The sequence below is a fragment of the Pannonibacter phragmitetus DSM 14782 genome (assembly GCF_000382365.1).
Lineage (GTDB): Bacteria > Pseudomonadota > Alphaproteobacteria > Rhizobiales > Stappiaceae > Pannonibacter > Pannonibacter phragmitetus.
Genome location: NZ_KB908222.1, coordinates 104,146 through 124,890 on the forward strand (window position 1 = coordinate 104,146; position 20,745 = coordinate 124,890).

General features: G+C 63.2%; 17 protein-coding genes, 1 tRNA gene and 1 riboswitch. Of the genes, 6 read left to right on the top strand and 12 right to left on the bottom strand.

Annotation, left to right across the window (positions count from 1 at the left end; all coding sequences use genetic code 11):
- Positions 1-6: 6 nt before the first annotated feature.
- From H163_RS0113225 to H163_RS0113245, 5 genes are all read right to left on the bottom strand, one after another.
- Positions 7-372, bottom strand: a complete 366-nt coding sequence (locus H163_RS0113225; RefSeq protein ID WP_026355815.1) for a response regulator — start codon at positions 370-372, stop codon at positions 7-9.
- Between the two features lie 43 nt (positions 373-415).
- Positions 416-895, bottom strand: coding sequence for a chemotaxis protein CheW (locus tag H163_RS0113230; protein WP_019965073.1), 480 nt, complete (start codon positions 893-895; stop codon positions 416-418).
- Positions 892-3,666, bottom strand: coding sequence for a hybrid sensor histidine kinase/response regulator (locus H163_RS0113235; RefSeq protein WP_026355816.1), 2,775 nt, complete (start codon positions 3,664-3,666; stop codon positions 892-894). The genes H163_RS0113230 and H163_RS0113235 overlap by 4 nt, the downstream gene beginning before the upstream one ends.
- A gap of 133 nt (positions 3,667-3,799) precedes the next feature.
- Positions 3,800-4,441, bottom strand: a complete 642-nt coding sequence (gene chpT, locus H163_RS0113240) for a histidine phosphotransferase ChpT (protein WP_019965075.1) — start codon at positions 4,439-4,441, stop codon at positions 3,800-3,802.
- 103 nt (positions 4,442-4,544) lie between these two features.
- Positions 4,545-4,982 carry a YHS domain-containing (seleno)protein gene (locus tag H163_RS0113245; RefSeq protein WP_019965076.1) on the bottom strand — a complete coding sequence of 146 codons (438 nt, stop codon included), beginning with the start codon at positions 4,980-4,982 and terminating at the stop codon, positions 4,545-4,547.
- Between the two features lie 337 nt (positions 4,983-5,319).
- Here H163_RS0113245 and H163_RS0113250 point away from each other — a divergent pair, with 337 nt between their 5' ends.
- Both H163_RS0113250 and H163_RS0113255 read left to right on the top strand, forming a co-directional pair.
- Positions 5,320-5,952: a DUF1134 domain-containing protein gene (locus H163_RS0113250; protein WP_019965077.1), complete on the top strand. Its 633-nt coding sequence runs from the start codon at positions 5,320-5,322 to the stop codon at positions 5,950-5,952.
- 120 nt (positions 5,953-6,072) lie between these two features.
- A complete protein-coding gene (locus tag H163_RS0113255; RefSeq protein WP_147290456.1) occupies positions 6,073-7,239 on the top strand; it encodes a coiled-coil domain-containing protein in 1,167 nt (388 codons plus the stop codon).
- Between the two features lie 147 nt (positions 7,240-7,386).
- Here H163_RS0113255 and H163_RS0113260 read toward each other — a convergent pair.
- Positions 7,387-7,461, bottom strand: a tRNA-Glu gene (locus H163_RS0113260).
- Between the two features lie 128 nt (positions 7,462-7,589).
- Complete coding sequence (locus H163_RS0113265; protein WP_019965079.1) at positions 7,590-7,967, bottom strand: DUF6476 family protein; 378 nt, start codon at positions 7,965-7,967, stop codon at positions 7,590-7,592.
- Here H163_RS0113265 and H163_RS0113270 point away from each other — a divergent pair.
- The 3 genes from H163_RS0113270 to H163_RS22795 all read left to right on the top strand — a co-directional run bounded on the left by H163_RS0113270 (position 7,966) and on the right by H163_RS22795 (position 12,369).
- Positions 7,966-8,991, top strand: a complete 1,026-nt coding sequence (locus H163_RS0113270) for an RluA family pseudouridine synthase (protein WP_019965080.1) — start codon at positions 7,966-7,968, stop codon at positions 8,989-8,991. The two genes, H163_RS0113265 and H163_RS0113270, sit on opposite strands and share 2 nt — an antisense overlap.
- Before the next feature lie 175 nt (positions 8,992-9,166).
- Positions 9,167-10,057 (top strand): RNA polymerase sigma factor RpoH, encoded by an 891-nt coding sequence (rpoH, locus tag H163_RS0113275; protein WP_019965081.1) that lies wholly within the window; start codon positions 9,167-9,169, stop codon positions 10,055-10,057.
- A 119-nt stretch (positions 10,058-10,176) separates the two neighbouring features.
- On the top strand, positions 10,177-12,369 hold the full coding sequence (locus H163_RS22795) for a CHASE2 domain-containing protein (RefSeq protein WP_115336494.1): 2,193 nt from the start codon (positions 10,177-10,179) through the stop codon (positions 12,367-12,369).
- Positions 12,370-12,666: 297 nt separating this feature from the next.
- Here the strand turns inward: H163_RS22795 and H163_RS0113285 are convergent, their stop codons facing one another.
- The 4 genes from H163_RS0113285 to H163_RS0113300 all read right to left on the bottom strand — a co-directional run bounded on the left by H163_RS0113285 (position 12,667) and on the right by H163_RS0113300 (position 17,928).
- Positions 12,667-13,605 (bottom strand): ABC transporter substrate-binding protein, encoded by a 939-nt coding sequence (locus tag H163_RS0113285; RefSeq protein WP_019965083.1) that lies wholly within the window; start codon positions 13,603-13,605, stop codon positions 12,667-12,669.
- 81 nt (positions 13,606-13,686) lie between these two features.
- On the bottom strand, positions 13,687-14,409 hold the full coding sequence (locus tag H163_RS0113290) for an ABC transporter permease (RefSeq protein WP_019965084.1): 723 nt from the start codon (positions 14,407-14,409) through the stop codon (positions 13,687-13,689).
- 160 nt (positions 14,410-14,569) lie between these two features.
- Positions 14,570-14,673, bottom strand: a riboswitch (TPP riboswitch).
- 135 nt (positions 14,674-14,808) lie between these two features.
- Complete coding sequence (locus tag H163_RS0113295; RefSeq protein ID WP_019965085.1) at positions 14,809-16,452, bottom strand: hypothetical protein; 1,644 nt, start codon at positions 16,450-16,452, stop codon at positions 14,809-14,811.
- Positions 16,453-16,635: 183 nt separating this feature from the next.
- Positions 16,636-17,928 carry an adenylosuccinate synthase gene (locus H163_RS0113300; RefSeq protein WP_019965086.1) on the bottom strand — a complete coding sequence of 431 codons (1,293 nt, stop codon included), beginning with the start codon at positions 17,926-17,928 and terminating at the stop codon, positions 16,636-16,638.
- 251 nt (positions 17,929-18,179) lie between these two features.
- Between H163_RS0113300 and H163_RS0113305 the strand changes: the two genes are divergently transcribed.
- Positions 18,180-19,067: a DMT family transporter gene (locus H163_RS0113305; protein ID WP_019965087.1), complete on the top strand. Its 888-nt coding sequence runs from the start codon at positions 18,180-18,182 to the stop codon at positions 19,065-19,067.
- A gap of 43 nt (positions 19,068-19,110) precedes the next feature.
- Here H163_RS0113305 and serA read toward each other — a convergent pair whose 3' ends face one another.
- The gene (gene serA, locus H163_RS0113310; RefSeq protein WP_026355817.1) at positions 19,111-20,697 is read right to left on the bottom strand and encodes a phosphoglycerate dehydrogenase; all 1,587 of its coding nucleotides are present in this window, start codon (positions 20,695-20,697) and stop codon (positions 19,111-19,113) included.
- Positions 20,698-20,745 lie beyond the last annotated feature (48 nt).

Sequence of the window (20,745 nt, forward strand, 5' to 3'; positions counted from 1 at the left end):
AAAGGGTTAGATGAGACCGACTTCCTGGAACTTCGCCTCAACGATTTCCCGGTCGAAGGGTTTCATGATGTACTCGTTGGCACCAGCCCGGATGGCACGGGCAATGTGCGCTACATCGTTTTCCGTCGTGCAGAAGACCACAACGGGCTTGTCACCGCCGGGTTCGCGGCGAAGGCTGGTCAGAAATTCGAGGCCATCCATGACCGGCATGTTCCAGTCGAGCAGGATGGCGTCAGGCATCTGGTTGCGGCAGGCGTCGAGCGCCTGCTGCCCATCCTCGGCTTCGGTGATCTCGAAATGGAGGTCCTCAAGAATCCGGCGTGCGACCTTACGGATCACGCTGGAGTCGTCCACTACAAGACACTGTTTCATCTGCCTGTTCTCCATAGTACCCGGGTTCTGAGCGTCCATGGCCTCAAGCGGCCATGGGCTCATTCATCATCGCCCCGAGCAGGCGTTCTACATCAAGGATCACCATCAGCTGGCCATCCAGACGGTGCACACCGCCAGAAATTTCTGACCAGCGCTTGTCGAGGTTCTGCGGGTTCGGCTCGGCCGTCTTGGCCGAGAGTGTCAGAACTTCGCCGACCGTATCGATCACAAGCCCGTAGGATTCGTGCTTGTATTCGATGCCGACAGCCATCATCTGGCCATCCTGGCGGGGCGGCAGATGCAGGCGGCGGCGCATGTCGATGGCGGTGACGATACGGCCGCGCAGGTTCAGCACGCCAGCGACTTCCGGAGCGGAGAGCGGCACCCGGGTGACGCTCTCCGGCACGAACACGTCGTGCACCTGGGAAATCGGCAGACCGAACAGCTGACCACCGATCACCACGGTGACGTACTGGATCATGTCGCTGCCGGAACCGGCGAGATTGTGATCAATGGCACTCATGCGGCCACTCCCATTTCACCAGAGAACACATCCTTGAGGGCTGCAATCAGGCCCGGACGGTCGAACTTCGCAACGTAGTCATCAAAGCCTGCCTGGCGGCCGCGCTCGATGGATGCCGGCGTGACCATGGCCGAAAGGGCCAGGATCGGGATCTTGCGGTAGCGCGGATCACGGCGCAGGGCTTCGCAGAACTCGAAGCCGTTGACACGCGGCATCTCGATGTCGCTGACAATGGCCTGGAATTCGACGCCGCTCTCCAGCAGCTCGAACGCTTCGTCCGGACCGGTGCAGGTGGTGACGTCGTAGCCGGCAGCCTTGAGCACGGGCGTCAGCATGTTGCGGAAGAAGGCGGAGTCGTCGACGAAGAGGATCTTCTTGGTCAGCGAGCGGATGTCCATCTCCTTGCGCATGAACCAGTCCTCGAAGGCCTGCGGCAGGTAGTAGCCGAGGTCGAGGATTTCGGTTGCGCGCTCCTTGATGACGGCCGAACCCAGGATACCCGGACGCTCCGAGCCAACCTCGATGTTCAGGCGGTCTTCAACGATGTCCACGATCTCGTCGACGACGAGGCCCATGGAGCGGCCGCTGTCGGAGAACACCAGCATCGGCTGGGTGCCTTCCGTCTTGTGGTGGTCGCCATCGTTGACGTAAACGAGCGGCATGAGTGCACCGCGGTACTGAACGAGATCGCGGCCGTTGGAGCGCTCGATCTTGGAGACCTCGAACTCTTCCAGACGCGTGACCAGCGACAGCGGCACGGCCTTCGGCTCGGGAGCCCCGGCACGGAACAGCAGCAGCGAGATCGGCTTCTGGCCTTCACCGACGCGGTTGCGTGCGTCTTCGTTCTCTTCGTTCTGTTCGGCCACCGCGCTGGAAGCGTGGCTGGCCATCGCAGAAGCGATGCCATTCGGATCGATGATCATGATCACCGAGCCATCACCCAGAATGGTGTTGCCGGAGAACATGTTGAGGTTGCGCAGCATCGAGGACATGGGCTTGACCACGATTTCCTCGGTGTGGAAGACGCCGTCCACCACGACACCGAAGGTCTGGCTGCCGACCTGCATGACAACAATGAAGCCGTTGTCGTCGTTGATCGCCTTTTCGGCATCCTCGCCCTCGTAGATGCCCAGCAGTTGCGACAGGTGCAGCAGCGGCAGCAGCTTGTTGCGCAGGCGCAGAACCGGCGTGTCCTTGATGCGTTCGATGCGGTGTTCGGAGTTGGTCTGCACGCGGACCAGTTCGACCACCGAAAGCTGCGGGATCGCAAAACGGTCACCGCTGGCCTCGACGATCAGAGTCGAGACGATGGCGAGCGTCAGCGGGATCTTGATGATGAAGCTGGAACCCTTGCCCGGCGTGGAGCGAAGGTCAACCGTACCACCGATCAGCTCGATGTTATTGCGCACCACGTCCATGCCCACACCGCGCCCGGAGACGCTGGTGACGGCGGCAGCGGTGGAGAAGCCGGCGGCAAAGATGAAGCGATGGATCTGCGCATCGGTCATCTTGTCGAGTTCAGCTTCGGTCGCCAGACCGCGCTCAACTGCCTTGGCCTTGATCTTGTCCACATCCAGACCGCGGCCGTCGTCCTTGACCTCGATGATGATGTGACCGCCTTCATGGTAAGCGGACAGGGTGATGACGCCCTTGTCCGGCTTGCCGGCTGCGCGGCGGGCCGCAGGCATTTCAAGGCCATGGTCGGCGGAGTTGCGGACCATGTGGGTCAGCGGATCCTTGATCATTTCAAGGACCTGACGGTCAAGTTCCGTCTCGGCGCCGATCATTTCCAGTTCGATCGGCTTTTCCAGTTCCTGGCTCAGGTCGCGCACGATGCGCGGCAGCTTCTGCCAGGCGTTGCCGATCGGCTGCATGCGGGTCTTCATGACGCCTTCCTGCAGCTCGGCCGTCACGTTGGACAGACGCTGCAGCGGCACCTTGAATTCGCTGTCTTCATGACGGCGGACAATTTCCAGCAGCTGGTTACGGGTCAGCACCAGCTCGGACACCATCGTCATCAGGTGTTCAAGAGTTTCAACCGCGACACGGATGGACTGGTTGGAGACACCGCCGCCGGCAGCAGCCTTCTTGTCAGCCTTGTCTTCGCCGTCGTCGTCACGGGCAACAGGTGCACGCGGCGCCTTGGCAGCCTTGGCTTCGGCAGCAGCCGCAGGTTTCGGCGCGGACTTCGCTACGGGAGCAGGCTCCACCTCGTCCGCGGCTTCGGCGATATCGACTTCGGCCTCAGTCTCGCGGAAAGCGCGCTCCAGCTCGTCAAGCGACACTTCACCGGGGCGCAGCGGCCGCTCGAGGATCTGCAGCGGCATGTCTTCGGCAGCCTGTTCCGGCTCCGGCTCAGGAGCGGGGGCAGCAGCGGCGGCGGCAGGTGTCTGCGCGCTCATCGACATGCGCTCCAGTTCGGAGATCAGGTCGCTGTCGTCACCCTGCGGCTCTTCACCTTCGGCAGCTTCGAGGTCGGCCAGGATCTCCTTGATCCGGTCGATCGAGCTGAGAATGAGCGACACCGCCTCAGGTGTTACCGGCACACCATCACGGAACTTGCCCATGAGGGTTTCGGCAGCATGTGCAATCCCTTCAAGGCGCGGCAGCCCAAGGAAGCCGCACGTACCCTTGATGGTGTGTACCAGCCGGAAGATGTTATCCAGGATGGTCGCGTTGTTTGGCTCTTGCTCGAACTTGACGAGCTCAACGTCCACAACATCGAGACTCTCACTGGTCTCGGTCAGAAATTCCCTGAGGAGGTCGTCCATGGCCTGCACTCACCCGACTAGTTACTGGTTCCGCGCCCCCGAAGGAACGGCTGGACCGGGATGTCCATGTCGTGAGGTTGGCCCTAAACAGTTAAGATAGACTGAAGCGGATTCAGCTTCTTTCCGGTGATTTCTATACCTGAGTTGCGGTAAGCCTTACACCCTCGTCGTCTTTGACAATATCAATCTTCATGCCGCATTCACGCGCCAGCAGAACAGTATAGATCGGCTGCACAGAGTGCGCATCGACGCGCTCGGGCTCTTCGCCCGACAGTGTCGCCTGCATGCCCAGCGGAATCCGCGGATTTACGCCCTTTGCCGTCAGCTCGAAAGACGGGCTGGCAGGCTGGCCGGTCATCGAAACGGTGATCTCGCCTCCGCGCGGCACGCACTGATTGGCAATCAGAAGCAAGTTTAGCAAAAGCTTAACCAAGTTCTTCGGCATCAGCTGCCGGTCGACCTGCCAGTTGAGATTGGATTTTTCGTTCTCCATAAGCGCACCAGCAACCGACTGGGCGTCCCCCAGATCGATTTCCGCCCCGGCGGACCCGGCCGCGCCAAAGGCAAGACGGGCAAACTGCAGCTTCGCCGAGGCCTGGCGCGCACTCTTGCGGATCAGTTCCATGGCGAATTCGCGCATGTCGCCGGAGCCGTCCTCGTCCAGCACTTCCAGCCCGTTGATGATCGCACCCACCGGCGAGATGATGTCATGGCAAATACGGCTGGACACCAGGGCGGAGAGGTCGAGGGAGGTGAGATCTTTCATTTCGGACATGGACGGACAAAGCTCCAGATCTGGCCAGCTGCAGACATGATTCGAGAAAATGTACCAAAGCGTTACACAGGCGGGCAGGCCCTGCCAAGGGAATGCAGTCCATTCAGGGCTGCAAACAGCCAGTTTTAAGGGCATTTGCCGCCGCAGCCTCGACGGAGGTCTCGCGGGAGGTGAGGAACAGGTAGCGGTTCACCGCCGTATGAAAGAAGTAAAGCCGGTTCTCAACCACCGCAAAAATGGCCGGATTGCCTGCCGTCGCATAGCCTTCCACCAGTGCATAGGCGCCGCAGCCGCCATATTGCGGGGCATAGACCTCCGGGTCGCGCTCGAAGGCCGCCTTGTTGCCCTCATTGACGAACAGCCACCGAACGCCGCGCCAGGACAGTTCGATCCGGCGGTCACCAAGCCGCGGATAGCCATCGACAAAAAATGCGACGGGGTCGTAGCCGCCGATGGCATAGGCCGTGACCGGATCGGCCAGATAAAAATCCGGACGGGCAGACGCTCCGAAGACACTGGCCGCAAAGAAAACAGCTGCCATGGCGAATTGCTTGGCTGGAAGCCATAACCTTGTCAGATTCAAGGTAAATTCTGACATTGATTCGGGTCCTGCTGCCATGATTCGAGCGTTCAGCCTTCATACTACGAAATGCCTGTTCCGTTCCAACCGGGACACGGCCGCGGTGAGGCAAGGCGAAAACCGTGACGGGCGGCACGGACAATGAACCTGGAACCGCAAAGGTGATTGCGCGTTTGTCCAGTATGGCGCCTGCCGTCTCCCCGCGCATGCCGTGTGCGGCGCAAGCGTCAGGTCAGGCTTTGAAGAGAGAATAGCTTCAGCCGCATGGCTGTGAATTTCAGTTTGGAGAAACACCAAGATGGCAGACAACAAGGCTTCCGGAACCAGCTCCAGCGAAAGCCGCCCGATCAGCCGGCGCGCGTTGATGGGCTTCATGCTCGGCTCGGTCGCGAGTGCTGCCCTCATGGGCCGCTCGGGGGCCGCCCAGGCCCAGGGCTCTCCTCCGGGCGGCAGCTATAACCAGCAGGAAATTCTGGACGCCGGCCACCGCTTCTTCGGTGAAATCTCCGGAGGCCTTGCCTCGGTCATCGAGAAGGCCATCAGCCAGTATGGCGAGCCCAACGGCTACATTCTGGGCGAGGAAGGATCTGGCGCGATCGTGGCTGGTGCCCGCTACGGCGAGGGCGACCTCTACACCCGCAATGCCGGCAATCACAAGATCTTCTGGCAGGGGCCGTCGATCGGCTGGGACTTCGGCGGCGACGGCGCCCGCGTCATGATGCTGATCTACAATCTGCCGGTGGTCGAGGACATTTACCGCCGCTATGTCGGCGTCAATGGCTCGGCCTATCTCGTCGGCGGCTTCGGCATGACGGTGCTCGCCTACAACAACATCTACGTTGTGCCCGTGCGTGCCGGCGTCGGCGCCCGCCTCGGCGTCAACATGGGCTACCTCAAGTTCACCCAGCGCCCAACCTGGAATCCTTTCTGATCTGCGGAAGTTATCTGAACGGCAGCTTTTCAGGGCGGGCCTCTTGGCCTGCCCTTTCTGCTGCGGTATTGATGAAGGCAACTGGCGGCAGAACAGACTTCAGAACCAGCGAGACGGCGTGTGATCGAAGCGGCAATGTATGGACTTCTGGGGTTCCTGGCAGCCAGTCTGCTGGGCCTTGCTGTTCTGTCTGCCGTGTGGAAACGCGCCGTGCGCCTGACACGTGAAGCTGTGCTGGCCACCACGCCAACCAGCTACCGCGAGATCATGGCCGCACGCGACACGCTGCGTGCCGAACATGCCGTGGAGCTGCGCCGCCTGGAGCGGGAACTTTCAAGACTGAAGGAAGAAAGCACCCGGCTCCGTGCCGAGGCCGGACGCGCACTGCCGGCCCAGCTAGCGCTGGAGCGCGAGCATCACGCACAGCTGCGTGAGGACAAGGCGCTGGAGGAGCAGCTGGAGGCCGAACGCCGCGATTCCGCGCGCCTGAAGGACGCCCTGTCCGAGCTGGGCGCCCGTTACTCCGCCCTTCTGGAAAAGACGTTCGAGACAGAGGCACCCGAGCTGACCGGCACGGCAGCGCTCGCCACGATCACCTCGCTGGAAGCGCAGATTGCCACGATGAAGCGCCAGCTCGATACATACCGGGGCAGTGCAGCGGCCACCCAGATCCAGCCCGGAGCCGATGCAGGCGCGCTGCGCAAGACAATCGCCCAGCTGGAAGCCCGCCTTCTCGACAAGGAGGCCGATCTGATCGCCGCCCAGGCCGACATTGCGCGCCTGAGCCTGCATCTGGACATGGCCGGTGCAAAGCCCGAAACGCTGATGACACGGCTCGACACCGAACTTCAGGCAGCAGAGACGGAAAAAGCCAGGCTGGCGGCCCGCACGGCGGCGCAGGAGCGGGCACTCACCCGTGTGCGCAGCGAGAACCTGCGGCTGCGCAGCGAACTGGCATCCGGCACGACTGTCCAGGATCTTCGCAGCGAGCTGAAGTCCATCACCAAGGCCATGACGGGCGGCACGGCTGCTGCATCCCCCGCACCACGCTCTGCCCCTGCAGCGACGTCCGCCCAGCCAGCGAAGCCGCGCAAGACAGCCGCCGCAAAGCCGGCACAGTCAACGCAGCTCAGCCCCGCGCAGCTGGCCGGCAAGATCGTGCGTGCCAGCGCCGCTGCCGCCAGCCAGCAGCAGGCAGCCCAGGCGGCAGCGGCTGCAGCACCGTCAGCCGTCACGGCAACGCCTGCATCTGCCCCGGCAGACCCGCAAAAGAAGGTCGTCGCCTGAGGTGAGGCGAAGGCAGCATGCCGCAAGCCTCTGGCCTGTCTTGCTGTTCAGGTCTGGAAACTGAACATCCCCGGATGAAACAAGCCAAAGCCCGCACTCAGCGTGTAACGCTGTGTGGCCTGATATCCATCATGTGAGGGAAGAGTTTGGTACTCCCAAGGGGAATCGAACCCCTGTTTCCGCCGTGAGAGGGCGGCGTCCTGACCGCTAGACGATGGGAGCGCCAGCAGCAATCTTGCTGCGAGGCCGCTCATATAGGCGCAACAGCAGAGCCATGCAAGGGCAAAGTTCTGATCCGCCGGGGAAAAATGTCTTCCCCGGCTTCAGAAGCCCGGATCAGAAGGAAGAGCTTACTCCGCCAGAAGCTTCGTGCGGCCCAGGATTTCGCCGGATGAGGCGTCCAGATGCACCAGCTGGGACGCGCCCTCCTGCTGAACCAGCAGGATGAGGCTGCCATTCGCCCCCGGCGAAAGACCCAGCACCTCGGCACCGGCCCCCAGTTTCACCGTCTCCGGCAGGGCAACGCCGCTGTTTTCCTTGCCCACGGAATTGACCTTGTACACGATTACTGCGAAGAGAGCGGCAAATCCGGCGAACATGATCAGCGTGGAGCCCGCCATGAGGCGGCGCAGGCGCGTCTGAACCCGCAGCACGGCGGGGTCCAGAGGAGCTTCCTCCTCATGTGTGCTGGTCTCCACATCCCGGTCTTTGAAGGCGGAATTGGTCATGAACGATACTTCTCCTCAGGCGCCGCAGGGGCTGGATGGGGCATCCGGCTTTATCGCTTCTGAAGAAGACGCAGGCAAGCGCCTCGATGCCGTCATGGCCGCAAGGCTGGAAGGCCTCAGCCGCAACCGGGTGCAGGCCCTTATCAAGGGCGGCGAGGTGCAGGTCAACGGCAAGACCGTCGAAGAGCCCAAGCACAAGGTGCATGAGGGTGACCGCCTGAGCCTGACCATGCCCGAGCCGGAGGATCCCGAGCCGCAGGGCGAGGACATCCCCCTCGACATCGTCTATGAGGATGATGCCCTCATCGTCATCGACAAGCCGGCCGGGCTTGTGGTGCATCCGGGAGCGGGCAACTGGACCGGCACGCTGGTCAATGCGCTGATTGCCCATTGCGGCGACAGCCTGTCCGGCATCGGCGGCGTCAAGCGCCCCGGCATCGTCCACCGCCTCGACAAGGACACCTCCGGCCTTCTGGTTGTTGCCAAGACCGATGTTGCCCATCAGGGCCTGTCGGACCAGTTTGCCGACCATGGCCGCACCGGCCCGCTGGAACGCGCCTATCTGGCGCTGGTCTGGGGCGGGCCGGGCAGCCTGCGCGGCACCATCGAGGCCAACCTCGCCCGTTCGGAGAGCAACCGGCAGAAGATGACCGTGGTGCGCAAGGGCGGCCGTGAGGCCATCACCCACTGGCAGGTGATCGAGCGCTTCGGCCCGGTGGATCAGCCGCCGCTGGCCTCGCTGATGGAATGCCGGCTGGAGACGGGCCGCACCCACCAGATCCGCGTGCACATGGCCCATATCGGCCTGCCGCTGATCGGGGATCAGATTTATGGTGCAGGTTTCAAGACCAAGGCAAACCCGCTTCCGGAGCCTCTTCGCAGCGCTGTCATCGATTTTCCGCGCCAGGCACTGCATGCCGGCGTGCTGGCCTTTGAGCATCCGGTGACGGGCGAAACGCTGTATTTTGAAAGCGAGATGCCCGAGGATTTCGCCACGCTTCTCGAAGCATTACGAAAATTTTAGGTTCCAGCCCCCTTTACGGTCCTGTTTTCGGCAAGATCTTACTTATATCTTGAACCTGACGGCGATCCGGGAACGGATGCCATTGTGAAGCGTTTGCCCTGAGTGGCCGCACAAGCGGTGCTGCCAGACGTCCGGTAGGGGAACGCAGAAGGTTTTAGGAAAGGGGGCGCATTTCATGGCCCAGAACATTCCGGTGCTGACAGCAGGCGAAGGCGGCCTCAGCCGCTATCTCGACGAAATCCGCCGTTTCCCCATGCTGGAACCGCAGGAAGAATACATGCTCGCCAAGCGCTACCGCGAGCATGAAGACCCTGCTGCTGCCGAACGGCTCGTCACCTCGCACCTGCGTCTCGTCGCCAAGATTGCCATGGGCTACCGTGGCTATGGCCTGCCGCTAGGTGAAGTCGTCTCGGAAGGCAACGTTGGCCTGATGCAGGCCGTCAAGCGCTTCGAGCCCGAAAAAGGCTTCCGTCTGGCCACCTATGCCATGTGGTGGATCAAGGCCGCGATCCAGGAATATATCCTGCGGTCCTGGTCGCTGGTGAAGATGGGCACCACGGCCAATCAGAAGCGCCTGTTCTTCAACCTGCGCCGCCTCAAGGGCCGCATTCAGGCGCTGGAGGAAGGCGACCTGAAGCCGGAGCAGGTGCAGGCCATCGCCACCAAGCTGGGCGTTCCGGAAGAAGACGTCATCTCCATGAACCGCCGCCTTGCCGGTGACACCTCACTGAACGCGCCCATCCGGTCTGCGGAAGCGGACTCCGGCGAATGGCAGGACTGGCTGGTGGACGAGAGCGAAAGCCAGGAGACCATTCTCGCCAACCAGGAAGAACTGAACATGCGCCGCAAGCTGCTCGGCAACGCCATGTCGGTTCTGAATGACCGCGAGCGCCGCATATTCGAGGCCCGCCGCCTTTCGGAAGATCCGATGACGCTGGAGGACCTCTCCACCGAATTTGGCGTCAGCCGCGAACGCGTGCGCCAGATTGAGGTGCGCGCCTTTGAAAAGGTGCAGAAGGCGGTGCAGAAGAGTGCCCGCGAGATGGAGACGGCGGTTCCGGCCTGATCCATTTCAGCATCAATGGCATTTGATGAAACGGGACGCGCACTTGCGTCCCGTTTTTTGCTTTTCTAACGTGGCAGACTGCGGCCGGACGCGCCGCGAAGGGCGGAGGCTGCAGAAGCGTGGGGTTTGGGCACTTTATAGGCAAGCGGGCGCGGGTCGCGCTCGTCACGCTGGCGGCCTTGGCCAGCCTTGCAGGCATTCGTGCCATCGACCCGCCGTTTCTGCAGGCCGTGCGCGAGCTGAGCTTCGATTATTATCAGAGGCTCGCCCCCCGCGGCTATCAGGACAGCCCGGTGCGGGTGGTGGATATCGACGATGCCTCTCTGGCGCTCTACGGCCAGTGGCCATGGCCACGAGACCGGATGGCGGAAATCGTCAACACGCTCAATAGCATGGGCGCCGCTGCCATTGCCTTCGATGTGATCTTTTCCGAAGCCGACCGGTCCTCGCCGCGGCAGCTGGCCCTCAGCCTGCCGGAAAGTTCCATTGCTGCCTCGCCGGATGTGAAAGCCGCACTCAAGTCGCTGCCGGATACGGATGAGCTGTTTGCGGAGGCCCTCGCAGAAGCACCCTCCATTCTCGGTTTCGCGATACTTCCATCTGCCACACCGCAGCAGCCGCAACTGAAGGCCGGCATGGCGCATGTGGGCCCCTCCCCAGCCGGCCTGCTCCCGCCCTATGCCTCGGCTCTTGGCGCCATTCTGCCCCTGCAGGAGGCTGCAAGCGGCATCGGCAGCGTGTCGCTGAGTGCCGACGATACAGGCGGCATCGTCCGCCGCATTCCGCTGCTTGTGACTGACGGGACCGAAGTCTTCCCCAGTCTGGCGGTGGAGGCCCTTCGCGTGGCGCAAGGGGCAACCGGGCTGATCACGCGGGCGGATGAAACCGGCAAGGGCGGGGCGCTCAACGGGATCAGAGTGGGCAGCTTCTCCGTTCCAGTGACGGAAACCGGCGAGTTCTGGGTTTATTACGACTGGAACCGGCCGGAGCGCTATGTTTCCGTCGCCGACCTGCTCGACCCGCAGAAGCGTCCCAAGGTGCAGCCGCTGATCGATGGCCAGATCATCTTCATCGGCACCTCTGCCGCCGGCCTGTTCGATATCCGCTCCACGCCCCTTGGCGAGCAGGTGCCGGGCGTATCGATCCACGCGCAGGCCGCAGAGCAGATCATCTCCGGCAACTTCCTCGCCCGTCCGGACTGGGCGGAGGGCGCGGAAATCATTGCCGTTCTGCTCGCCGGCCTCGTCCTTGTCGCGCTTCTGCCGCTGACCGGCGGGCTCATCACCGGCGCTGCTGCCGTTTGTCTCACCGTCCTGATGTTCGGCGGCTCCCTTCTGCTTTTCGTCCAGAACGGCCTTCTGATCGACGGGCTCTATCCCTCGATCACCGCCTTCGTCGTCTTCGCCATCGGCACCTCCATGCTCTATGTGATGACGGACCGGGAGAAACGCTTCGTGCGCCAGGCCTTCAGCCAGTATCTCTCGCCGGAGCTGGTCAGCCAGTTGGAACAGCAGCCGGACCAGCTGGTGCTGGGCGGGGAACTGCGGCCGATGACCATCCTCTTCATGGATGTGCGCGGCTTTACGCCCATTTCAGAGCAGCTGACGCCGACGGAGCTGGTGCATTTTCTCAATACACTGCTGTCCCCGCTCAGCGATGCCATCCAGGCCTATGGCGGCACCATCGACAAATATATCGGCGACAGCATCATGGCCTTCTGGAACGCGCCCGTCCGGGTGGAAAACCATGCGGCCATGGCCTGCGCGGCCAGCCTGAAGATGCTGGACGTGGTGGACCAATTAAATGCGGAAGATGCCTTCGGCTTCAAGGCCCGCAATTTCAAGACCCAGACCGTGCAGATCGGCATTGGTCTCAACACGGGCGAGGCCTGCGTCGGCAACATGGGCTCCTCACAGCGCTTCAACTACTCGGTGATTGGTGACGCGGTGAACGTGGCAAGCCGGATTGAGTCTAGCTGCAAGAGCGTCGGCGCCGATCTCGTCGTCTCGGAAGACACACGCACGCAGGCCCCTGACCTTGCCTATCTGGAGGCTGGCGCCATCCCGCTCAAGGGCAAGTCCCGGCCCGTGAAGCTCTTCGCGCTGATCGGCGATCAGGAACTGCGGCGCAGCGAGGCCTTCCGGACACTCGAGCTGCATCACATGAAGCTGATGGATGCCCTCGACAACCGCAAACCGGAAGCCGCCGCTGCCGCCCTTGCCGACTGCCGCGAGACTGCCCCCCCGGAACTCATCGCCTTCTACGACCGGCTGACGGAGCGGGCCCAACAGCTCGAAACAGCGGCGGCGTGAACTGCGGGAAGGTTTGGCGGGTACAAACCGGTCAATGCCGCCAGATCCACACCCCGCGCCGCCCCGGCCATGTGCCGGGGCCTGTCAGGCGGCCCCGGCATAACCAACACTCAATGAGATTGACTCCGGGGGTTGGGTCAGCCTGTACGGCGCTTTAGCAATTTCAAGGCGTGATGCGTCAGCACCGGAAGGCTTGATAAAGGCACAAGCTTCCTTACAGGTCCCGGCACAAGGCCGGGACGGCCCAGCAAGGGTGGAAGGCCCTGCGAATATCCGCACAGGGCCCCCTTTCACATATCACCGCAGCTCGGCCGTATAGTCCTCCACCGGCGGCACGCTGGTGATCAGCTTGTTTTCATGCAGGAACTCGGCAAAGCGCTGATAGCGGCCGGCATCCAGAGCTGCCGGGCGCTTGGCAAAACGCGGCAGCGTGTCGCCCCAGGCGCGGCGGTTCAGCTCGTCATCGAGGTTCGGATAGGCCGCAATGAAGGCCTCCCACGAGTCGTCCGGATGGTTGGTCAGATAAACTGTTGCCCTCTCAACCGCAGCGAGGAAACGGACATAGCGCGGGTCCCCGGTCTTGTCCTTCGCCGCCACGTAGATCAGCTCGTCGAAGATGGGCACGCCGTTTTCTTCCGGGTAGAAGGCCTTGCCCTTCTTGCCCTCCAGCTCAATCTGGGTGAGCTCGAAATTGCGGTAGCCGCCGATCACCGCATCCACCTGACCCGTCATCAGGGACGGCGACAGGGCGAAGTTGACGTTGATGAGCTCCACATCCTCGATCGAAAGCCCCTGCGAGCGGAGCATCTGGCCGAGCATCGCATCCTCGAAGCCGGACACGGAGAAGCCGATCTTCTTGCCCTTGAGGTCAGCCAGCGTCTTGATGGGGCCATCCTCCAGCACGATCAGCGTGTTAAGCGGTGTCTCCACCAGCGTGCCGATCCACTTCAGCGGCATGCCTTCGCTGATCTGGGCATGGAGCGTCGGCTGGTAGGACACGGCAATATCCCCCTGCCCGGCCGCCACCAGCTTCGGCGGCATGGCCGGATCGGCCGGCTCGATCAGTTCCACATCAAGCCCTTCGGCCTCGAAGAAGCCCTTCTGCTTGGCCACCACCAGAGGCGCGTGGTCCGGGTTGACGAACCAGTCGAGCAGAACGGTCAGCTTGTCCGCCGCCGAGGCGGGGGCAGCAGTGGCCAAAACAGCGGCCAGCGACAGCGCGAGAATGCGTTTCATGCGGGTCTCCCGATAGACAGATGTTGGATGAAGTCTGAGCCGGTCCAGCCTCAGCCCGGCCGGCAGATGCAGGCGCGGGGCTCAGTCCTCGCGCTGCCAGGGCACCATGCGGCGGGTCAGGCGCTCGACAACGAAGCGCAGGACCAGAACCATGGCGGCAAGCAAGGCAAGAGCGGCAAACATGGTGTCCGTCTGCATCCGGGCATTGCTCTGCAGCATGATGAAGGCAAGCCCGCCCTTGGCCCCGACCCATTCGCCCACAATGGCACCGATGGGGGCGAAGACAGCTGCAATCCGGACACCGGAGGCAAGCGCGGGCATGGCAGACGGCAGGCGGAAATAGCGCAGTTCCTGCCAGCGGTTGACGCGGTAGAGCAGCGCCAGATCGACCAGGCCCTGGTCCATCCGCCTGAGGCCGTCAAAGAAGGTGGAGGTGACGGCAAAGAAGATGACCAGCACCGCCATCACGATCTTGGAGGCAAGGCCGAAGCCGAGCCACAGCACCAGAATGGGGGCAATGGCAAAGACCGGCAGCGCCTGCGTCACCAGAACCACCGGCAGCAGCCCGCGCCGTGCCAGCGGCGACAGCCACATGACGAAGGCCAGCATGACCCCGGCGGCAATGCCGAAAACAAAGCCCAGCAGAGTTTCGCTCAAGGTGATGCTGGCGTGATAAAGCAGGAAGCCACTCTGGCGCTGGAAGGCCTCCAGCACTTTCAGCGGACCGGGTAGCATGTAGGGCGGGATTTCGAGGAGCCGCACCGCCTGATCCCAGATCAGCAACAGGGACAGGCTGACCGTCACGCCCGGCGCAATGCTGCGCAGGACAGAGGCTGCACGGGCCGGAAACGCATTCCGGACGGGGCTCGCAGATGGAAGGGGTTGCCTTCCCGAAAGAAGTTCTATCGACACAAAGGGATCTCCCGTCACCGGCAAGCCGGTCAAGACATTGGAGATCCGGGATATGGCTAAAGGTTTCCGTCCCTTCGCCGGCATGACCCGGATCAGGTTCTAAGGGTTCAGCTTTGCGCCATCTCAGCTCACATCGGAGCACCCCTCGGACCAGCCTGAAACATGCAGTCTGAATGCCGTCTTGGCAAGCAAAACTTGCGGCACCCTGTCACAAAAGCCGAAGGCCCCGGCTGTCACCCATGGACAGCCGGGGCATTGAAGCTTAACCGGAACCGGGCAGAACCGCCGGGATCAGCCGCGCTGCCAGGCGGCAATCGCCTGTTCCAGAGCGCGGGCGCCAGGGGTGCCCTTCTCGATGGTGAAGATGGCACGCTTGCCGTTTTCGTAGAGCATTGGAATATCGATCCAGCCACGCTCACGCATCAGGGCAAGGTTGCGGTCCCGCTCGCTGTCAACGCTCGACAGCGCAATCCAGAAGTAACCCGGAGCGACCTTCACCGAAGCGCCCAGGAGAGCATCTCCGCGCGCTTCCTCGGTCGGCTTCATCACGAGGCCCGGCACATTGGAGACGTCTCCGCCGGAGAAGCCTTCCGGAAGCTGGAACTGGATCTCGACCAGATGGCTCGCGGGCAGAGAGGAATCGGTGTTCGGCTTGATTCGGAGCGTCACATTGATGTTCCGGTCCGGAATCTGGGCCTGCGCCACGAGCACCGTTTCGGCCTGTCCGCCGGAGCCATTCTCCTCGGAAACCGACCAGGCCACGTTGCCCGCAGAAGCGGTGCCGGAGCCGCTGGCATCTTCGCCCTCCTCATAGAGGAAAGCCTTCTGCGCAACGATTGCGCCGGGCGTTTCGGCCGTCTGGGCCGGCGCTGTGCTGGCGGGCGGGGCAGCTGCCTCAGGCACGGCAGCAGGCGCTTCCTGCGGCGGCGTGGAAGGCGTGATGAGTGTCGTCGTCACGGTCCGCGCATCGGGGGCAACCGCAGGCTCACCCGTATCGGTCAGCAGGCGGTCGGTGTTCTTGCCGCCATTCTCGCCATTTGCAGCCGTCTCGCCCGCCGGTGCTCCTGCCTCGGGGGCCGGAGCGGCCGTTGCGGCCGTTTCCTCGCTGGAGGAGAAAATCCCCGCAATCAGCGAGCGCTGGGAATAGATAAAGGCGCCGATGCCGATCAGCACCAGCACAAATCCGCCCAGGAACACGTAGGACATCAGGGGCGAGTTGCCGCCAGACTTGGCAGCACGGCGCGGGGCGCGTGTCCGGACCTTGCGCGGCTCGTCAGCCGCAAGCCGGTCAACTGCAGCATTCATGCCTCCTGTGCCGGCGGGCGCAGGTGCAGACGGATCCGGGCGCAGACTGTCACCCGCAGGCGCTGGCCGTGGGCTCGGCGCGGGAAGGGCGTAGGACGACGGCGCGGGGGCTGCCGGTTCAACGGACGGCTTTGCGGGCGCCGCTCCGAAAGCGGGCTCCATGCGCGGCTGGCTGCGCTCAACCGGCGGCTCTGCCGGAGCGCTGTCGCTGCGGAAAGCATCGCGGGCGGTCTGCAACGCGCTCGACGACGCATCTCCCAGCCTTTCGGCTTCCTGCACGGCAGAGCCGAGCGGCCCGCGCGGCGCGGGAGAAGACGGCGGATAGGGCTCAGAACGGGGAGCGGCCGGAGCGCTGGCGCCCGCAGCAGGGGCCATGGGCGCAGGCGCAGCAGGCGCCGGGCGCGTCGCCATCAGCGTTTCGCGCGCCGCCTCGGCCTCAACCTTGCGGATAGCCTCCTCGAGGCGCAACTGCTCGGCCGTAATCTCGGACGGGGAAAGCGGCGGCTCATAGGCCTTGAGCTGACTGACAATCGCGTTTCGGGCGCGGCTGTAGACGTTGCGGCGCGCAGAACCGTTGTTCTCCGGCAGGGACGCAATCGTTTTCTTCAAAATCGAATAGTAATCAGCCATTGGCTCGCTCGTGAGGGGTGCCAGCCTGAACCCGGCGCACCGGAAGCTCCGTATTCATGCCATCCCATTTGTAGGCTCAACACCGGCGGGCGCAAGAGGTGTTCGGCAAAGATAGGATGTGCAATCAGGTTTTTACATGACTTTCGGGCGGAATGGGGAGCATTCCGCCCGATAAATTTCACGTCAGTCCTGGAACGGATTCTGCACCAGGATGGTGTCGTCACGCTCCGGGCTGGTGGAAAGCAGCGCCACCGGTGCGCCGATCAGTTCCTCAACGTGACGGACATACTTCACGGCCTGCGCCGGAAGATCAGCCCAGCTGCGGGCACCCTTGGTGGATTCCTGCCAGCCCGGCAGGGTCTCATAGATCGGGACCACACGGGCCTGTGCACCCTGGGATGCCGGCAGATAATCGATCCGCTTGCCGTCCAGCTCATAGCCGACGCAGATCTTCAGCTCCTCAAGGCCGTCCAGCACGTCCAGCTTGGTCAGCGCGATGCCGGTGATGCCGGAGGTGCAGACCGTCTGACGCACCAGAACCGCATCGAACCAGCCGCAGCGGCGCTTGCGGCCCGTGACGGTGCCGAATTCATGGCCGCGGGTGCCGAGGAATTCGCCGACTTCGTTTTGCTGCTCGGTCGGGAACGGGCCTTCGCCCACGCGGGTGGTGTAGGCCTTGGTGATACCCAACACGTAGCCGACGGCATTGGGGCCAAGGCCCGAGCCGGTGGCGGCCTGACCGGCAACCGTGTTGGACGAGGTGACGAAGGGATAGGTGCCGTGATCGATGTCCAGCAGCGCGCCCTGTGCGCCTTCAAACAGCAGGCGCTTGCCTTCGCGGCGCTGGCCGTCGAGCAGCTTCCACACCGAATCCATGTAAGGCAGAACGGTGCCGGCCACGGAGGACAGTTCCTGGAAGATGGCTTCTGCGGAGATTTCGCTCTGACCGAGGCCCCGGCGCAGCGGGTTGTGATGGGCCAGCAGCCGGTCGATCTTGGCTGGCAGCGTCTCCATGTTGGCAAGGTCCATCAGGCGGATGGCGCGGCGGCCCACCTTGTCCTCATAGGCCGGGCCAATGCCGCGGCCCGTGGTGCCGATGCGCGTGCCGGTGCTGGAGTTCTCGCGCAGGGCATCCAGTTCGCGGTGCAGCGACAGGATCAGCGTCACGTTTTCGGCGATACGCAGGGTTTGCGGATTGACGGTCACGCCCTGATCGCGCAGGCGGCCGATTTCCGCCACAAGCGCATGCGGATCCAGCACCACGCCGTTGCCGATCACCGACAGCTTGCCCGGGCGCACGACGCCGGAGGGCAACAGGGACAGCTTGTAGCTGACGCCGTCGATCACGAGCGTATGGCCGGCATTATGCCCGCCCTGGAAACGGACAATCACATCGGCCTGCTCCGAGAGCCAGTCGACGATCTTGCCCTTGCCTTCATCGCCCCATTGCGAACCGACGACAACAACATTGGCCATGGGTGCCATACCCTTCTCAAAAGGAACCATCTGCCGGGGCCGCTTTTCCGGGCACCAGCACACAAAACCCCGGTACATGGCCGGGGCAAACGCGCGGACTATAGCCACTTCCGCCAAGAGTTGCGAGCCCGAAACAGAAGAAATTGACGGAAGGGAGCCTCGCATTCCGGGTGGCGCAGCAATCCCGTCAGGTGATACAGCTCGCACTCCCCCGAAGGCGCAAGCCCCGCCTCAAACATCCGGACACAATCATGTCATTAGCCGCCTGGCTGCTGCTGTTTTTCCTCAGTGCCCTGTGGGGCGGCTCGTTCCTCTTTGCCAAGGTGGCGGTGGCCGAGATTCCGCCGCTGATGCTGGTGTTCCTCAGGGTGCTGATTGCCGCCGCCGTGCTGCATGTGGTGCTGCGCTTTACTCCGCACCGGTTTCCGCGTGATCCGAAGATGCTGGCAAGCTTCCTTGTCATGGGTCTGCTCAACAATGCGATTCCCTTCTCCCTGATTTTCTGGGGCCAGACGGGCATCGCAGCAGGCCTTGCCTCGATTCTCAATGCCACGACGCCAATCTTCACCTTCCTGATCGCCGCCGTGGTGCTGCACCAGGAACCGGTGACGGCCAACCGCATCGCTGGCGTATTGCTAGGCTTATCGGGCGTGGTGCTGATGCTGTCCTCCAGCCTTGCCGGGCTGAGTTCCGATCCGCTTTGGGCGCAGGCCGCCTGCCTGGGTGCCGCCCTCTCCTATGGCTGCGCCGGCGCTTTCGGCCGCCGCTTCAAGGGCACGCCGCCGCTCGTCACCGCAACCGGCCAGATCACCGGCTCGACCTTGCTGATGCTGCCGCTTGCGCTCTTTTCGGTGGGAAGCTGGTCGCCAGCGGATGTCAGCCTGCTGGTCTGGGGCAATGTGCTGGCGCTTGCCGTGCTCGCGACGGCGCTTGGCTACATGATCTTCTTCCGGCTCCTGGGCGAGGCAGGGGCAACCAACACCTCGACAGTCACCCTGCTGGTCCCCGTCTGCGCCCTCGGCTTCGGATATCTGCTGCTGGGCGAAAGGCTCTACCCGGTGCAATTCGCCGGGCTCGCCATTCTGCTCGGCGGCCTCGTGCTGCTCGACGGGCGGGCGCTGAAACTGCTGCGCCGGTAAAATAAAAGAGCGGCACCCTGCCGGATGCCGCTCATCATGCTTTTTAGAACTTCAGCGCCTTGGCCTGTTTCACCAGCGGCAGCGATTCGATGGCTGTCAGCGTGGCGGCAGGCACTTCACCATCCACCTCCAGCAGGGCAATCGCGTCGCCCCCCGGCTCCGTGCGGCCGAGGTTGAAGGTGGCAATGTTGATGCCGGCCTCACCCAGAAGGCTGCCAAACTTGCCGATGAAGCCCGGCTTGTCCTCGTTGGTGATGTAGAGCATGTAGGGGCCGAAACCGGCTTCCATGTTGATGCCCTTCACCTGGATGATGCGCGGCTTGCCGTCGGCAAACACCGTGCCTGCGACGGAACGCTCCTGCCGGTCGGTGACGATGGTCAGGCGCATGTAGGTCTCGTAGGCGCCCATCTGGCCGCGCCGCACCTCTTCCACCTGAATATCCCGCTCGCGGGCGATGGCAGGGGCCGACACCATGTTGACGGTCTGCAGCACCGGCGTCAGCACGCCGGTCAGCGCCGCCGCCGTCAGGGCGCGGGTGTTCATGTCGGCAATCGTGCCTTCATATTCGATGCGGATCTTGCGGATGCCCGTTTCCGTGAGCTGGCCCGCGAAGGAACCCAGCTGCTCGGCCAGCCGCACGAAGGGCGTCAGGCGCGGCGCTTCTTCCGCCGAGATCGACGGCATGTTAAGCGCGTTGATGACGGCACCGCTCATCAGATAGTCCGAGATCTGCTCGGCCACCTGCAGGGCAACGTTCTCCTGCGCCTCTTCCGTCGACGCGCCCAGATGCGGGGTGCAGACCATGTTCGGCGCGCCGAAGAGGACGTTTTCCTTCGCAGGCTCCTCGACGAACACGTCAAACCCGGCCCCGGCCACATGGCCCGTATCAAGTGCCGCCCGCAGGGCCACCTCATCAACCAGCCCGCCGCGGGCGCAGTTGATGATGTAGACGCCACGTTTGGTCTTCATCAGCGCATCGGCGGAGATGATGTTGCGGGTCTTGTCCGTCAGCGGCGTGTGCAGGGTGATGAAATCGGCCCGCGCCAGCAGCGTGTCCAGCTCAACTTTCTCAACGCCCAGATCCCTTGCCCGCTCTGCGGAGAGGAACGGGTCGAAGGCCAGGACCTTCATCTTCAGGCCGATGGCCCGGTCGGCGACGATCGAGCCGATGTTGCCGCAGCCGATGAGACCCAGCGTCTTGCCGGTGATTTCCACACCCATGAAGCGGGACTTCTCCCACTTGCCGGCCTGCGTCGAGGCATCGGCTGCCGGGATCTGCCGGGCGAGCGAGAACATCATCGCAATGGCATGTTCCGCCGTGGTGATGGCGTTGCCGAAGGGCGTGTTCATCACGATGATGCCCTTGGCGGTGGCGGCCGGGATATCGACATTGTCGACGCCAATGCCCGCACGGCCGATCACCTTGAGGCGCGTCGCGGCGGCAATCACCTTTTCGGTGACCTTGGTGGCCGAACGGATGGCAAGGCCGTCATACTCGCCGATCACGGCCAGCAGCGCGTCCTTGTCCTTGCCCAGCTCCGGGCGGAAATCCACGTCGATGCCACGGTTCTTGAAGATCTGGATGGCTGCTTCCGACAGCTGATCCGAAATGAGCACTCTGGGAGCCATAAAACTCTCCTTCATTCAGCGCGCTTCAGGCAAGGCTGCACCGTCTGC

What these genes read in the sequence shown, in the direction of transcription:
- H163_RS0113225 (WP_026355815.1), bottom strand. Translation starts at nt 372, where the DNA reads ATGAAACAGTGTCTTGTAGTGGACGACTCCAGCGTGATCCGTAAGGTC.
- H163_RS0113230 (WP_019965073.1), bottom strand. Translation starts at nt 895, where the DNA reads ATGAGTGCCATTGATCACAATCTCGCCGGTTCCGGCAGCGACATGATC.
- H163_RS0113235 (WP_026355816.1), bottom strand. Translation starts at nt 3,666, where the DNA reads ATGGACGACCTCCTCAGGGAATTTCTGACCGAGACCAGTGAGAGTCTC.
- chpT (WP_019965075.1), bottom strand. Translation starts at nt 4,441, where the DNA reads ATGTCCGAAATGAAAGATCTCACCTCCCTCGACCTCTCCGCCCTGGTG.
- H163_RS0113245 (WP_019965076.1), bottom strand. Translation starts at nt 4,982, where the DNA reads ATGGCAGCTGTTTTCTTTGCGGCCAGTGTCTTCGGAGCGTCTGCCCGT.
- H163_RS0113250 (WP_019965077.1), top strand. Translation starts at nt 5,320, where the DNA reads ATGGCAGACAACAAGGCTTCCGGAACCAGCTCCAGCGAAAGCCGCCCG.
- H163_RS0113270 (WP_019965080.1), top strand. Translation starts at nt 7,966, where the DNA reads ATGAACGATACTTCTCCTCAGGCGCCGCAGGGGCTGGATGGGGCATCC.
- H163_RS0113265 (WP_019965079.1), bottom strand. Translation starts at nt 7,967, where the DNA reads ATGACCAATTCCGCCTTCAAAGACCGGGATGTGGAGACCAGCACACAT.
- rpoH (WP_019965081.1), top strand. Translation starts at nt 9,167, where the DNA reads ATGGCCCAGAACATTCCGGTGCTGACAGCAGGCGAAGGCGGCCTCAGC.
- H163_RS0113285 (WP_019965083.1), bottom strand. Translation starts at nt 13,605, where the DNA reads ATGAAACGCATTCTCGCGCTGTCGCTGGCCGCTGTTTTGGCCACTGCT.
- H163_RS0113295 (WP_019965085.1), bottom strand. Translation starts at nt 16,452, where the DNA reads ATGGCTGATTACTATTCGATTTTGAAGAAAACGATTGCGTCCCTGCCG.
- H163_RS0113300 (WP_019965086.1), bottom strand. Translation starts at nt 17,928, where the DNA reads ATGGCCAATGTTGTTGTCGTCGGTTCGCAATGGGGCGATGAAGGCAAG.
- H163_RS0113305 (WP_019965087.1), top strand. Translation starts at nt 18,180, where the DNA reads ATGTCATTAGCCGCCTGGCTGCTGCTGTTTTTCCTCAGTGCCCTGTGG.
- serA (WP_026355817.1), bottom strand. Translation starts at nt 20,697, where the DNA reads ATGGCTCCCAGAGTGCTCATTTCGGATCAGCTGTCGGAAGCAGCCATC.